Raw genomic sequence first — 13,880 nt, forward strand, 5'->3', positions numbered from 1 at the left:
AAGGGATACATGGACTACAAAATTTTATTCTTTTAATAGTTTAAAACTTTATTGAAGTAATGTGAGAGTCGTTGCTATTGCATTATCAACAAAGGAACGCTGTGGCTGTGATTTCATCATAACGGTTAATCCAATTAACGATACAATTAGTGCTTGTGCTAAAGATTTTGCATCCATGTCAGCCTCAAACTCACCCGCTTGGACTCCTCGCTCTATCGTCTCCTGAAAAATAACAGCTAGATAAAGTTGATGTTCTCTCGTTAAAATTTCAAATCTCTCGTCATGAGGAGCTAATTCAACCATTGTATTGATACAAAAACAGCCGTTACTAAGATCTTTCGTATATTCAGCTGCAATCACTTCTTCAAAAAAAGTAGCAAATGCCTGCTTTACAGACGTATGGCTTTGGAGTCTTGCTCGTATATCAGCTGCACGAGATGTCGTATATCTTCGAAGTGCCGCTTCGAAAAGCTCTTTTTTGTCACCAAAGGTTGAATAAATACTCGGACGTTGAATACCCATTCTAGCAGTGAGATCACTTAAAGAAGTGGCTTCATATCCCTTCTCCCAAAATAACTGCATGGCAGCCTCTAATACTTTTTCTTCATCAAATTCACGGGTTCTTGCCATAAAAAATCCACCTCCATTATTTAAAGTTAGTGAGTTGGAAACTTCAAAAAATTAAAATACCAAACAGTATGTAATCATTGTATAATTAGCTGCTTTTATTGTCAATTTCCGATATATGAAGTGAATAAGATATAAAAAAACCCCAAATAAATACTTGACATCATTCATAACAGTAAGATATATTTACCAATAATTATATTGTACCGATCGGTATGTTATAATTAAATTCTTTCATGAACGGAGGTTATGGTGTGGATAGTGATCTGATGCAAGAAAGGGATACATCCGTGATGAGCCGACAAACTTCTATGCCTCGTGCTGTCATATTTTTATTCGCAACAGCCTGTGGCATGTCTGTCGCCAATATTTACTTCGCACAGCCGCTGCTTGATCAATTGTCTAATGAGTTTAATATTGATCACTCGATTATCGGTGTTGTTATTACCATCACGCAGATCTTTTATGGGTTGGGCTTATTACTTCTAGTGCCACTTGGGGACTTACTAAACCAGCGACGTTTGATTATCGGACAGATGCTGTTATCCACAACGGCTTTAGTTATAGTCGGTACTGCTTCTTTAAGCGTGGTACTTTTCGCAGGTATGGCTTTAGTCGGTTTACTTGCAGTTGTGACACAGACACTTGTGGCATTTGCAGCAACTATAGCTTCCCCTACAGAACGTGGACGTGTCGTTGGTTTTATCACAAGTGGAATTGTCATTGGCATACTGCTTGCTCGGACCTTCGCTGGATTATTAACAGATTTGGGAGGATGGCGTTCCGTCTATCTAGTTTCTGCCGCCGTTATGCTTGTAATGGCCTGTTTGTTTCTAAAGGTGTTACCGAAAGTGGAGCGTGAAGTAAAAACACTTCCCTATCATCAACTAATTAAATCCGTGTTTACTCTGTTTAAACAAGAAAAAACATTGCGTATCCGCTCAGTTCTAGCCATGCTAATTTTTGCTGATTTCAGTATTTTGTGGACTCCACTTGTGCTTCCACTTAGTGCACCACCATTAGCCCTTTCACATAGTGCAATTGGCGCTTTTGGTCTTGTTGGAGTGGCTGGTGCATTAGCTGCGGCACAGGCAGGAAAACTGGCCGATCGAGGTTACGGACAAAGAACAACAGGCATTGCTTTAGCTCTATTACTGATTTCATGGTTGTTTATCAACTATCTAGAACAGTCGTTATTAGCGTTAATTGTAGGAATCGTGTTGCTTGATTTGGCTGTACAGGCAGTCCATGTTACTAATCAGGCGATGATTCTTCCATTACGTACAGAGGCACGGAGTCGACTTACCGCTGGATACATGATTTTTTATTCCATTGGCAGTGCGAGTGGCTCAATTGCTTCTACGCTAATGTATGCACACTTTGGCTGGGGAGGGGTTTGTTTCCTCGGAGCTTCCATTAGCGCAATGGCTATTCTTTGTTGGGCAACAACTAAAAAGTTGACAAACTATTAAATTAACTAGGAGAGATGACAAATGGAAATAGGAATTACCTCTTTTGTAGAAACAAAACCAGATGTTCATAGTGGAGAAGTGATTAGTCATGCACAACGTTTGCGTGAAGTGGTGGAAGAAATTATTCTTGCAGATCAAGTAGGGCTGGATGTATTTGGCGTTGGCGAGCATCATCGAGAAGATTATGCTGCATCCTCTCCAGCAATGGTGCTATCCGCTGCCGCTTCGCAAACGAAAAACATTCGACTTACAAGTGCAGTGACCGTCCTTTCTTCAGCTGATCCAGTACGTGTCTATCAGGATTTTTCTACTTTAGACGGACTATCAAATGGGCGTGCGGAGATTATGGCTGGCCGTGGATCCTTTATCGAATCTTTCCCCCTATTTGGCTACAATTTAAATGATTATGATGAACTGTTTGAAGAACATTTGGACTTATTACTCAAAATTCGCGAGTCAGAAAAAGTAGTATGGGAAGGGAAGCATCGACCAGCCATCAACAATTTAGGTGTGTATCCAAGATCTGTTCAAAACTCCTTACCCATATGGATTGGAAGTGGAGGAAATCAACAATCTGCCATTCGGGCCGGACTTTTAGGATTACCACTTATGCTAGCAATCATTGGAGGCAGTCCTATGCAGTTTGCTCCAATCGTACAACTCTATAAAAAAGCTGCAGCTCATGCAGGCCACGATTTATCTAAGCTTCAGGTAGGCTCTCATTCAATAGGTTTTGTTGGTCCAAATAAGGAATGGGCAGCAGATACATTTTTCCCATCCACAAAAGCGGGCATGAATAAATTGGGCAAAGAACGCGGCTGGCCGTATTATGATCGTTCTAGTTATGATGCTGCACGAAGTTTTGAAGGGGCATTATATGTAGGTGATCCAAAGACAGTTGCAGATAAAATCATTCATCTTCGTAAACATGTAGGGATCACACGGTTTATGCTATACGTACCTTTAAGTACAATGCCACATGATCAAGTCATGCAAGCGATAGAACTTCTTGGAACAGAAGTGGCACCCCGTGTGCGTGAGGAAGTTGCCAAATGGGAGTCGGAAATGGCACTAGAAGGACATCCATTTCTTTAGGATTTCATTATTTTAAGGGGGAATTTATATGACGATTAATAACCGAGTACTACCAGAATTAAGACAGGCTTACTCACAATTTCCGGGCTTTCGTCTGCAGGAAGATTTAGCGTGGAGTCGCAGCCTCTTAGTCCAGCCACCATTGGAAAAGTCAACACTTGTGCACACGACGAATTGCATGATTCCTAGAGGAGATGGAGGTGAAATGCTAGTTAAAATTTATGAGCCAATTGAACGAAACCGTGATAAACTTCCAGCTATGCTTTGGATTCATGGTGGTGGTTTCGTTATGGGACACCCCGATATGGATGATCTTCTATGTGAACGTTTTGTTCAGACCGCTAACTGCGTTGTCGTTTCTGTTGATTATCGACTTGCTCCTGAGCATCCTTATCCAGCCGCAATTGAAGATTGTTATGCAGGATTAGTATGGATGACAGCTGAGGCTCCATCACTCGGCATTGATGTTAAACGAGTGGCAATTGCTGGTGCAAGTGGTGGCGGAGGGCTAACAGCAGCTCTAGCATTAATGGCTCGCGATAAGGGAGGGCCCTCAATTATATTCCAAATGCCATTATATCCAATGCTTGATAACCGAAATGAAACACCATCTAGCTATGAGATTACTGATGTTCATGCAACATGGAGTAGATCAAATAATTTGACCGCTTGGCGTATGTACTTAGGAGAAGAAAAGGACACCAACGAACTTTCTCCGTATGCGGTTCCTTCAAGAGCAGATAATTTAGCAGGGTTACCGCCAACCTATACATGTATAGGGCAACTTGATTTATTTCGGGATGAAACCTTTGATTATGTAACACGTCTTGCCCAAGCAGGAGTAGATGTTGAAATGAATCTCTACCCTGGTAGCTTTCATTGCTTTGAAGTCTTTGTGCCTGAAGCCGAGGTAAGTCAGCGTGCAAGTCAGAACTATTTAGATGCAATGGCTCGCGCTCTTCACCCTTAATCTACCTTACTGAGAATGTGAACTAGCCTTTATCATAGTCGTTAAGGAGTTCAGTTGCAATCATAATTGACAGGAGCAGAATTTTCTAAATGAAAGTTGCTGCTCTTGGAATGTTTGAATATGGGAAAATTTAAAATGCGAAAATGCTTTGACGATATTTTCGCATTTTTAATTATAACAATTTAGTTATGGTGACCTTGTTGATAAAAACTTCACAGCTATGCAAGTCTAATTCCTCTATTTATGGCTTTCAATGTTTTAAGGATTCATTTATGGCAAGTTTATCGAAAAATAAAATAATGACTTTTTTTATCATCAAATGAACTATGATGTTAAAATTACTATAAAGTGATCCAATCAGGAGGTGTAATCATTTGGAGGAAAAATATACTATAGGTGAAACAGCTAAAATAATAGGTTCTACTATAAAAACAGTTCGTTACTATGATGAAGTTGGGTTGCTGAAACCTACAAGTTACACTGATGGTGGACATCGTTTATACACGGTGGAAGATATATGGCGTCTTGAAATGATTACAAACCTGCGTTATTTGGATTTTGGAATTGATGAAATAAGCAAAATGATATCTGAGGAGATATCATTCACTAGAGCACTTGATTGGCAGATTGAATCGATGGAAACACAGGTTAATACGCTTATGGATATGATATCAATTTTGCGTCAAGCAAAGGAACATAATGGGGATTCATTGCAGTGTATTCATGATTTAATAAATGCTCGAACAATTAAAGCTGAAAATAAAAAACAATTTATCGATAAAAAAGTGAAAGAAATACAATTCTTAAATGACATTCCAAAAGAGTGGAAAGATTCGTTTTTTTATTATTTTGATAAATATATTATTAATCAGGTGAAAGGCTCCGCCAAACAAACCGCTGCTTGGCATGAGTTGCAGGAGCTCATAAATGATCCGCAGTTTATAAAAGACCTGAAAAACACTGAATTTTTGTACATGAATATTGTTCATCAACCAAAATATAATGCTACAACACTGGTCAGAAAGCTCGAAAACATCCATGATCGATTGAATAAGGCGTTGAAACAAAAATCGCCTGCCAGCAGTCCGGTTGTACAGGCCATTGTCGATGATACTGCTAGGCTGTATACGAACTCAGAGCAATTGGACAATAAAGAAGATTACTTCCATTACTTTGTAAAATATATTCAAAGAACCAAAACCAAACGACTCGAACGATGCGAAACGTTATGTGCCATTCTAAGTCCACAATACTACCAACTCTCAAAAGCTAATCAATTACTATTTCAAGGAATAGAATGGCGACTTGAACATACGGAAAATTCAGAAGGCGAATAGTTGAGGGTTAAACACCCTCAACTATTCGCCTTAGCTGTCAACCTTTCTGTAACGTAAATTCTGGATAATCCCCAATATTTTGCTCTAATAGTTTAAATGGCTGTTGCTTTAAATAATGATTAAAGAAATCCAATGAATAGTCGTTAATCAGATGATAAGCCTTTTGGATGTCGACCCCTTCCATCCGTTCATAAAGTGGTGAAAACAGATATAAATCAGAGAAGCCCATATGCTTCATATCTTTAATCTTCATCCAATAGTTCCCACCCACAGTTACATACTCATACCGTGGCAAAGTTTCCTTTATAAACTCGATTAACTCCTTATCATCCGTTTCCTTCGCTTCTCTGATTGAGTCATCTGCACTCATCATCATAAACGGCTTCTTCAGCCCCTCCGTAGGAACTCGGAGTTTTCCATATAGAACGCCGTCCATATTAAGAGCTGCTTTTATTCTTGAATCTGTCATTAGCATTTGGGTGCTCGTTGCCCCACCAAAGGAATGGCCAAACATACCTATATTCTCCATATCCATTCGACCTGTAAAACGGTTTTCAGAATCATTTTGGGCCAGCTGCTCTACTTGATCCAGCACAAATTTAGCATCTTCTACCCAACCTTCATTTGCTTTATCTAAATATGCAATTGATTCCGTTTTTTGTGGGACGTAATTTGCTATACGACCATCAGAAAAAACTGAGGCCGTGCTACTGTAGGTGTGATCTATACCTACCACGATATAGCCTTGACTGACTAATTGCTCAATTTGAAAAGTGTTCTGATTTTTATGCCCACTAAAGCCATGAGAGAAAAGGAGTACCGGATAGGTTGTTTCCTGATTAGAAATCTCAGCGTTCTCAATAGCATGTGTTTTGACATAACCAAAATTTGTGAATAAAAACTTCGGTAAATTTAAAATTTTACTATACCCCTCTGCAAAAACAGCAGAATCGGAAATATAAGGAGCCGTATTACCTTTAGCATTCATATCAGCAGGATACCAGATCTGTACCATTAATTCGCGTTTGTCGCCAGGTTCTGGTGTGAGAGTCTCTTCCCTCTTAGTATCCTCCCAATCGTAGGTGACTGTTCCAATTTTGTACGGACCCGCTGGCTTTTCAAAGGTAAATACCGGAAGAACGATAGGCAGACTAACTGCTATGGCAGAATAAAGTACGGCTAATGTTGAATTCAGAACAACGCGTAATCGGCGCATACTTGATTGTTGTTCTTTTTGAACTTTTGAGTTAAAAAAGTGCCTTATCACAACAACAACGAGAAAAAATAATGTCATCAAATAAGTCGGTATCATTTGCCACCGCATCCCTTCGATGATTCCATGGACAAGTAGAAATAGCATAGACATACCACCAGCTATCAGTATTCCTCGCTGTGACTTATTTCTACCAAAAACTAACCAACCTAGTAAAACAATATTAAAGATGACATAAAACAATTCAATAGACCTCATAATAAAAACCTCCTTGTTTTTTTGATCTTGCTGATTCAAATCAAAGTGTATTACCTCCAGTAAGAGGAGAATCAAGCGCTTAATACAAAAAAACACTGACATTTTTTATAATTGTCCACCATTTTACAAATTTGAGGCTATTTATTATTAAAAAAAAATTGAGAAGTTATAAAAAATTGTCTTTATAATATCAATAAAGAACTATGAATATTTCATAGGTACAGGTTAAGTTATTTTAGAAGTTAGGAGAGGACAAAAATGGATTCCTATGAAGTATCGACATTAAAAAGGGGCCTTTTGATTTTAGATATATTACGTCAAAAGCATTCTCTTACATTAACTGAAATTATGGAAGAATTATCAATGAATAAGACATCTGTTTTTCGCATGCTTTATACGCTAGAAAAAATGAATTATGTTCTTAAATATAATAAGTATTATCAATTAAATCCGCATATTTTCAGGGATGAGCACTTATATTGGCATAAAGATATCCAATGGGCGTCTCTCGTAGCGCCCTATCAATTAGCCCGCCAAGAAGAAATAACTACTTATATCGGTATTTTGGAAAATTGTGACATTGTAATAAAAAATGTAATTAGAGAGCCTTTTGAACAGCCTGCTTTTCATGCCATCGATACTCGGACACCTATGCATTCAAGCGCGCTAGGAAAAGTAGTGTTAGCTCATCTGTCACCTACAAAACAACGTGAACTATTAAATAGTATTGAACTTAATACCTTTACAGCAAAAACCTTCTATGATTATGGTCTATTGATTCCTCATTTACAGGTTATTAAAGCTCAAGGATATGCTGTTGATAATGAAGAAACGAATGAGGGTAAATGTTGTATTGCCGTTCCAATTTATGTGAATGGGGAAATAATCGGTGCCATTGCTTTGCATGGTTCAACGAATCAAATAAAAAAAACTGCCATTCGGTCATTTGTCAAAAAGTTAGAAGAGGCAAGTCAGCAATTGACAGAAGAAATTCATTATCTTTTAGCATAATGTTAAGGCCCTTGGCAATTAAAATGTAATTGTTTCTATATATGAAACTATAACGATGTATGTTGGTAAAACATCCTTTTTGCTCTATTCTGATTACAGAATAACGAGGAGGTAGGAATATGAAATTTCATACTCTTAAAAAAACAACTATCAAGATTTCCAAAATTGGTCTTGGGACGAATGCTGTAGGTGGACATAATTTATTTGAAAACTTAAATGAACAAGATGGGAAGGAGCTAGTCTCAGCTGCACTTGATTTAGGGATAACTTTTATTGATACAGCAGACATTTATGGAAAAGGGCGTTCAGAAGAACTTGTTGGAGAAGTATTAAAAAAATACTCCAGGGAAGATTTCGCTTTAGCAACAAAGGGCGGTAGACATTGGCTTGAGGACGGTTCAGTAAAAACAGATAATCATCCGCAATATCTACGTGGTGCATTCGAAAATAGCTTGAAACGGCTACAAATGGATTATGTAGATCTTTACTATCTACACTTCCCGGATAACGAAACTCCTCTTGCGGAGTCAATTGGTGAATTGTCACGTTTAAAGGAAGAAGGAAAGATCCGAGCAATAGGCATTTCAAACGTAACATTAGAGCAGCTTATAGAGGCAAATGTGCATAATGATATTTCTGTCCTACAATCTCCTTACAATATGTTAAATCGTTCAGGAGAACAGGATTTATTGCCATACTGTATAAAAAATGAAATTTCATTTATTCCATACGGTCCACTTGCATATGGTCTACTTGGTGGCAAGTATACAAAAGACTTTAAGCTAGGTACTGGGGACTGGCGAATTTCGAACCCTTTATTCCAAGGCGAATTATTTGAACAAACATTAGTAAAAATAGAAGCGTTAAATGGACTTGCAGAGGAAAAGCAAACGACATTACCAAATCTAGCGCTTGCCTGGTTATTAGCTCAAGATGGCGTTGATGCCGTTATCCCAGGTGGGAAACATAAAAAACAAGTGGCTAACAATGTGAAAGCAACTGATATCCTATTAACAAACGAAGATTTAGTGAATATAGAGAGAATTTTAATATAAGTTTGAAACCAAAAAAATGCGAAAATGCTGTTAAATCAACATTTTCGCATTTTATTTTTAAACAGGACGTTCTAACGCAAATATATCACCAATTTTTGCGTAATTTGAGCCAGCTAGTCTGCTAATTGCATTTAGTTTTCTTGGATCAATTCGCCCTTCATTATAAATGGTTTCATCTATATGATATTGTACGACTTCACCAATGAATAAATCGCCTGTCTGCTCCTCACCATTCATCAATGGAATTGTCTGCACTAATCGACACTCCATACGTACCTTTGCCTCTTGAATTCCCGGAACTGCAATTTGTTGACTCTCTATTAGTGTAAATTGAGCTCTATCAATTTCGCTTTCTGTAACAGGTAATGATGCTGCGGTTTCATTCACCTGCTCTACATTATTTTCATCCACAATATGAACCACAAATTGTTGCTGATGATGGATATGCCGAGCTGTATCTTTCAAACGGCCATTCGGTCTTTGAATGGCTAAAGAAATCATCGGTGGGTTGGAGGACACGATATTAAAATAACTAAATGGTGCCCCATTGATAACCTCTTGTTCTGACTTCGTTGTCACAAACGCAATCGGCCTTGGAATAATACTTCCAATTAATAACTTATAGTTTTCACGTTCCGAATTTTTCTTAGGATCAATCGAAATCAAGCGACTCACCCCTCTTAGTCAAGCTCATGTACGTTAATTGGAATTAATGTTCTTTCTAATTGTTCTCGATGTTGCTCGTACTGAGGAGGTAACATTAATTGACTACCCATTGTCTCAGGTGTTTCGTCATGAGCAAATCCTGGAGGATCAGTAGCGATTTCAAATAAAATTTCACCAGGTTCACGGAAATAAATCGCATTAAAATAATTACGATCTTTGACTTCCGTTACATGTTGTCCATGATTCATAACATACTCTTGCCATTCTAAATGATCCGTATTATCTTGAGCTCTCCACGCAATATGGTGAACCGTTCCTACACCCATTTGTCCACGTAAACCTGCAACCGTTTTTAAATCAACTGTATTGCCGATTTCTGCACTAGATTTAAAACGAGTATAGTCACCTTCTGACGCTACTTTTTCAAGACCCATTACCTCTGTTAAAACTTTTGCAGTTTCTTCAGGGTGGCTTGAGTATAGAGTAGCTCCACCGAACCCTTTAATAGCAACCTCAGGCGTTACTTCACCAAATGTCCATTCATTTAATTCACCTGCAGCACGTGCAACCAGTTCAATATGCAGGCCATGCGGATCATCTAGTTGAATAACTTGCTCACCAAAACGTTCAGCTTTTTGGAAAGGAATTGAGAATTTTGCTAAGCGATTAACCCAAAATGGTAATGCCCCTTCGGGTACAACATACGTTGTGACACCGACTTGACCGTCACCAATACGCCCTTGATAAGCATTGGCCCAAGGAAAGAAGGTAATGATTGTTCCTGGTTTCCCACCTTTGTCACCAAAATATAAATGATATGTGCCTGGATCATCAAAGTTTACTGTTTGTTTCACTAAACGCAAGCCTAACACACCTGCATAAAAATCAATATTCTCTTGCGGATGCCCTACGATAGCTGTGATATGGTGAATACCTGCTGTATGTTTTTTCATGTTAACATGCCCTTTCATGTCTAATTTTTCTAATCCATACTTTACCCAATTTCGTACTACCTCAAACTGCTCAAGCTTAACGAATTGTGTATAATGCTTTAGACCATGGAATTACTTGGTCTAACATTTGATTGACTGAATCAGTTTGTACAGCTTGTGGTTTGAAGTCTGAACCATTTTCAAAATCTGTGAATAGTGATAATGCTGGATGAACACGTACATCTGCGATTAATAGTTCGCCCATGATGCCACGTAAATGTTCCGCTGCTCGAGCTCCACCTACAGAGCCATATGAGACAATCCCTGCTGCTTTGTTATTCCACTCAACACGTAAATAATCCAGTGCATTTTTTAGAGCGCCTGTAATAGAGTGATTATATTCTTGTACGATGAACACAAATCCATCTTGTTTAGCGATGATTTCTGACCAAGCCTGTGCGCCTGAAGCATCTTGTCCTGGTTCTCCTAGTAATGGCAATTTATAATCAGCGATATCAATCACTGTATAGTTTGCATCACCTCGTTGATCTGCGATTTCCTTTACCCATTGCGCTACCTGAGGACTTACACGTCCCTCACGTGTTGATCCAATAATAATACCGATATTTAATTCTGCCATTGTCTGTTCCTCCTCTTTTTTTGAAGAAAATAATTTATTAAAAAAACCCATCATTGTACCTCCTTACGAAAGTTAAAGGTTAATTCATTTATCTTGAATTTATTTATCTTGAATTCGAGATAATAATAACACGGTACTTTCTTAAACGTCAACACCTTTGTTTTTTAATTTTAAAAGGCAGAGGAATTTATCTCTCTGCCTTTCTTAAATATCTATCAACTTGTGATTTTAAATAACTATACTGGGCATCATCCGTATCTTGATAAGCCTCTGCTCTATTCGAATCAATGTCTTGATAGTCGATTTTAGATGAAAACTGTTCCTCCGTAAAATCCATTCTCTCTCCATTAATTACATTATAAAAGTGCCAGCCTTCCTCAAGAAATACCTTCTTAATTTCTCCGCCAAGAATATCCTGCACTACTAAAGAAGTAACACCGCATTGTCCTTTTGCAGGGTTCCCATCACTCTATTTAGAACTTGATTGAATCGACCAAGATTGTCTTAAAACATTTAATAAATTGTCCTCCATACTAAAAATCTCCCAAAAGTCACATTAAAATGGCACTTCGTCTATCTTAATCGGCGTTAGATTTCCTAAAACCCAATCTTCTTTGATAGCACCGTAGACAATACTATCAGTCACTGAGCCATCTTCATTTTCCCAAGCATTTCTTAAATAGCCTTCCTTCACAAAGCCTGCTTTGCTAAAACATTTTCGCATCCCTATATTATCTACTCTTGTATAGCCTTCAATACGAATCTTACCTTTCACCTCAAATAAATATGCTTGTAACCAATGAAGTGCTTGTACACCATAACCTTTACCTCTACAATTTGCATCTAAGCGGATATCAAAAAGAGGGATGGTATCACTTATATCATGAATAAAGATAAGCCCTACTCTCTCTCCATTTACAAGTATCCAATATGTTTCACGATCGTTCTCATAATAACCTTCTGCAAATGCTGCTCGAACAGTCTCTTCTTTTAAGTGCTGATTTGTGTGATAAAACCAAATATTTTGAGTTAGTAAATGTACTAAGGCGTCTATTTCGCCCGTAAATAATTTGATTTCCATAAATATCTCCTTATTTTATCAGTCCTCACATATATCAGAAAAAATAAAATTGCTTTTTGTATGTGCATATAGCTGTAATTCATCAATAAATTGCTCTACATCAGGAAAAGAATGAAAATGGGCTTTTAATAAAAAACAACTCTCTCCCGATATTCGATAACAAAAATCTACGTTTGTACATGTCATGATATGATCTTTAAAATCTGCATAGCGGTTATTTTTGATTGTTGCTTCGATTATAGCTTCAATCGGAAAGCCTAATGCTTTCATATTAATGTCCAGTGTATACTTCCTTATAATTTGCTGTTCCTCTAATTGCCGCACCCTTTCACGAACTGCCGGTGCAGATAAGTGTACTCTTCTACCTAATTCACTCATAGAAATTCGACTATCTTTTTTCAATTCTTTTAGTATCGTTTCGTTGATGAAATCCATTGTAGAAATATCCCTTCATTTTAAAAGGGAACGATGACTTTTCCCTTCGAATTTGTATATTAACTTCGTTATTCATATTTTACACTAACTAAAGGAGGGATGATTAATGACACTAATTCATTTACATGACAAGGGCTTAACACCCTTTCAACAACTACTAGGCTATAATGAGGAAATACAGTTTCACTGGTTACAACTAGGGGAAACGCTCGAAAAGGACGGACATTTATCTGCCCATCTGAAAGAAGAAGTCCGAAAAACATTGGCTCAAAAAAATGGTTGTCAGTATTGTCAGGCAAAAGGTAAGCCTGACCCTCAACACTACGATGAGAAAACAGCTGTTTGTACAGGGTTTGCTGAAGCATTCTTAATCGCTAAAGGGCATACTGCTCCCAATGTCACAGCTGTTTTAAAAGAATATTTGACAAAGGCAGAAATCAGTGAGCTACTAGCATTTATTTGCTTCACGACCGCACAGCAATATTTCGGCGCTCTTATGCAATTGAAATAATAACAGAACTAGGGAAGCACCCTAGTTCTTATCCATCAGTTTCAACATTCTATCCGTCACTTTTGGCGTTCTATCCGTCTACCCCATGTTTTTATCGATTTCATTGGCTATATCAATAATAAATTTCTTACTCAGCTCTTCTTTCATATTATTCTCAGCATCCACCATTACTTTTTCGATGAGACAACCTTCGTTATGAAAGGAATCCTCATGATCAGAAGAACAACTAAATAATGAGGTTTGTCCTTCAATAGCATAAATCACATCTAAAAAAGAAATTTCTTGAGGACATTTCGAAATACGATAACCGCCATTGACACCTGGATTTGATTCAATTAAACCTGCCTTTACAAGCTTTGTTAAAATCTTCGAAAGATAGGTTGGAGATAGTTTCTGCATATCTGCTAGTGACTCTACACTCATTGACTTCCCTTTAGGTGTAAGTGTTAAAAACACCATTGTATGTAACGCATAGTTTGTTGCTTTTGAATACTTCATCATTAATCACCTTTCATTAAGGACCTTTACTATCTGCAATTAAAACACATTCTACCACATATGAAAAAAGCATGTTTAA

General features: G+C 37.8%; 15 protein-coding genes and 1 pseudogene. 7 read left to right on the forward strand and 9 right to left on the reverse strand.

What is annotated here, in order from left to right:
• Window positions 1–48: 48 nt before the first annotated feature.
• Window positions 49–630, reverse strand: a complete 582-nt coding sequence (locus AO843_RS02595; RefSeq protein ID WP_054609587.1) for a TetR/AcrR family transcriptional regulator — start codon at window positions 628–630, stop codon at window positions 49–51.
• Window positions 631–896: 266 nt separating this feature from the next.
• Between AO843_RS02595 and AO843_RS02600 the strand changes: the two genes are divergently transcribed.
• The 4 genes from AO843_RS02600 (at window position 897) to AO843_RS02615 (ending at window position 5,501) form a co-directional block, all read left to right on the forward strand.
• A complete protein-coding gene (locus tag AO843_RS02600; RefSeq protein ID WP_054609658.1) occupies window positions 897–2,099 on the forward strand; it encodes an MFS transporter in 1,203 nt (400 codons plus the stop codon).
• A 21-nt stretch (window positions 2,100–2,120) separates the two neighbouring features.
• Entirely contained in the window at window positions 2,121–3,194 is a 1,074-nt protein-coding gene (locus AO843_RS02605) for an LLM class flavin-dependent oxidoreductase (RefSeq protein ID WP_054609588.1), read from the forward strand.
• Between the two features lie 28 nt (window positions 3,195–3,222).
• Window positions 3,223–4,164, forward strand: a complete 942-nt coding sequence (locus tag AO843_RS02610; protein ID WP_054609589.1) for an alpha/beta hydrolase — start codon at window positions 3,223–3,225, stop codon at window positions 4,162–4,164.
• 374 nt (window positions 4,165–4,538) lie between these two features.
• Entirely contained in the window at window positions 4,539–5,501 is a 963-nt protein-coding gene (locus tag AO843_RS02615) for a MerR family transcriptional regulator (RefSeq protein WP_054609590.1), read from the forward strand.
• A 37-nt stretch (window positions 5,502–5,538) separates the two neighbouring features.
• Here the strand turns inward: AO843_RS02615 and AO843_RS02620 are convergent, their stop codons facing one another.
• A complete protein-coding gene (locus AO843_RS02620) occupies window positions 5,539–6,972 on the reverse strand; it encodes an alpha/beta hydrolase family protein (RefSeq protein WP_054609591.1) in 1,434 nt (477 codons plus the stop codon).
• Window positions 6,973–7,230: 258 nt separating this feature from the next.
• Here AO843_RS02620 and AO843_RS02625 point away from each other — a divergent pair, with 258 nt between their 5' ends.
• Both AO843_RS02625 and AO843_RS02630 read left to right on the forward strand, forming a co-directional pair.
• The gene (locus AO843_RS02625) at window positions 7,231–7,983 is read left to right on the forward strand and encodes an IclR family transcriptional regulator (protein ID WP_054609592.1); all 753 of its coding nucleotides are present in this window, start codon (window positions 7,231–7,233) and stop codon (window positions 7,981–7,983) included.
• 119 nt (window positions 7,984–8,102) lie between these two features.
• A complete protein-coding gene (locus AO843_RS02630) occupies window positions 8,103–9,038 on the forward strand; it encodes an aldo/keto reductase (protein ID WP_054609593.1) in 936 nt (311 codons plus the stop codon).
• Window positions 9,039–9,095: 57 nt separating this feature from the next.
• Here AO843_RS02630 and AO843_RS02635 read toward each other — a convergent pair whose 3' ends face one another.
• The 6 genes and pseudogenes from AO843_RS02635 to AO843_RS02660 all read right to left on the reverse strand — a co-directional run bounded on the left by AO843_RS02635 (window position 9,096) and on the right by AO843_RS02660 (window position 12,792).
• Entirely contained in the window at window positions 9,096–9,704 is a 609-nt protein-coding gene (locus tag AO843_RS02635; protein WP_054609594.1) for a flavin reductase family protein, read from the reverse strand.
• Window positions 9,705–9,718: 14 nt separating this feature from the next.
• The gene (locus AO843_RS02640; RefSeq protein WP_054609595.1) at window positions 9,719–10,657 is read right to left on the reverse strand and encodes a ring-cleaving dioxygenase; all 939 of its coding nucleotides are present in this window, start codon (window positions 10,655–10,657) and stop codon (window positions 9,719–9,721) included.
• A gap of 76 nt (window positions 10,658–10,733) precedes the next feature.
• Window positions 10,734–11,327 (reverse strand): NADPH-dependent FMN reductase, encoded by a 594-nt coding sequence (locus tag AO843_RS02645; RefSeq protein ID WP_054609596.1) that lies wholly within the window; start codon window positions 11,325–11,327, stop codon window positions 10,734–10,736.
• Window positions 11,328–11,463: 136 nt separating this feature from the next.
• Window positions 11,464–11,808, reverse strand: a pseudogene (locus AO843_RS02650) (hypothetical protein).
• A gap of 24 nt (window positions 11,809–11,832) precedes the next feature.
• Complete coding sequence (locus AO843_RS02655; protein ID WP_054609597.1) at window positions 11,833–12,357, reverse strand: GNAT family N-acetyltransferase; 525 nt, start codon at window positions 12,355–12,357, stop codon at window positions 11,833–11,835.
• A gap of 18 nt (window positions 12,358–12,375) precedes the next feature.
• The gene (locus tag AO843_RS02660; RefSeq protein WP_054609598.1) at window positions 12,376–12,792 is read right to left on the reverse strand and encodes an Lrp/AsnC family transcriptional regulator; all 417 of its coding nucleotides are present in this window, start codon (window positions 12,790–12,792) and stop codon (window positions 12,376–12,378) included.
• A gap of 106 nt (window positions 12,793–12,898) precedes the next feature.
• Between AO843_RS02660 and AO843_RS02665 the strand changes: the two genes are divergently transcribed.
• A complete protein-coding gene (locus AO843_RS02665; RefSeq protein ID WP_054609599.1) occupies window positions 12,899–13,303 on the forward strand; it encodes a carboxymuconolactone decarboxylase family protein in 405 nt (134 codons plus the stop codon).
• A gap of 78 nt (window positions 13,304–13,381) precedes the next feature.
• Here the strand turns inward: AO843_RS02665 and AO843_RS02670 are convergent, their stop codons facing one another.
• Window positions 13,382–13,801, reverse strand: a complete 420-nt coding sequence (locus tag AO843_RS02670; RefSeq protein ID WP_054609600.1) for an Rrf2 family transcriptional regulator — start codon at window positions 13,799–13,801, stop codon at window positions 13,382–13,384.
• Window positions 13,802–13,880: the final 79 nt, after the last annotated feature.

The sequence above is a fragment of the Lysinibacillus sp. ZYM-1 genome (genome assembly GCF_001308875.1).
Taxonomy (GTDB): domain Bacteria; phylum Bacillota; class Bacilli; order Bacillales_A; family Planococcaceae; genus Lysinibacillus.

Bases quoted from the DNA above. Each gene is read 5' to 3' on its own strand.
- AO843_RS02595 (WP_054609587.1), bottom strand. From the start codon at position 630: ATGGCAAGAACCCGTGAATTTGATGAAGAAAAAGTATTAGAGGCTGCC.
- AO843_RS02600 (WP_054609658.1), top strand. From the start codon at position 897: ATGCAAGAAAGGGATACATCCGTGATGAGCCGACAAACTTCTATGCCT.
- AO843_RS02605 (WP_054609588.1), top strand. From the start codon at position 2,121: ATGGAAATAGGAATTACCTCTTTTGTAGAAACAAAACCAGATGTTCAT.
- AO843_RS02610 (WP_054609589.1), top strand. From the start codon at position 3,223: ATGACGATTAATAACCGAGTACTACCAGAATTAAGACAGGCTTACTCA.
- AO843_RS02620 (WP_054609591.1), bottom strand. From the start codon at position 6,972: ATGAGGTCTATTGAATTGTTTTATGTCATCTTTAATATTGTTTTACTA.
- AO843_RS02625 (WP_054609592.1), top strand. From the start codon at position 7,231: ATGGATTCCTATGAAGTATCGACATTAAAAAGGGGCCTTTTGATTTTA.
- AO843_RS02630 (WP_054609593.1), top strand. From the start codon at position 8,103: ATGAAATTTCATACTCTTAAAAAAACAACTATCAAGATTTCCAAAATT.
- AO843_RS02640 (WP_054609595.1), bottom strand. From the start codon at position 10,657: ATGAAAAAACATACAGCAGGTATTCACCATATCACAGCTATCGTAGGG.
- AO843_RS02645 (WP_054609596.1), bottom strand. From the start codon at position 11,327: ATGGGTTTTTTTAATAAATTATTTTCTTCAAAAAAAGAGGAGGAACAG.
- AO843_RS02655 (WP_054609597.1), bottom strand. From the start codon at position 12,357: ATGGAAATCAAATTATTTACGGGCGAAATAGACGCCTTAGTACATTTA.
- AO843_RS02660 (WP_054609598.1), bottom strand. From the start codon at position 12,792: ATGGATTTCATCAACGAAACGATACTAAAAGAATTGAAAAAAGATAGT.
- AO843_RS02665 (WP_054609599.1), top strand. From the start codon at position 12,899: ATGACACTAATTCATTTACATGACAAGGGCTTAACACCCTTTCAACAA.
- AO843_RS02670 (WP_054609600.1), bottom strand. From the start codon at position 13,801: ATGAAGTATTCAAAAGCAACAAACTATGCGTTACATACAATGGTGTTT.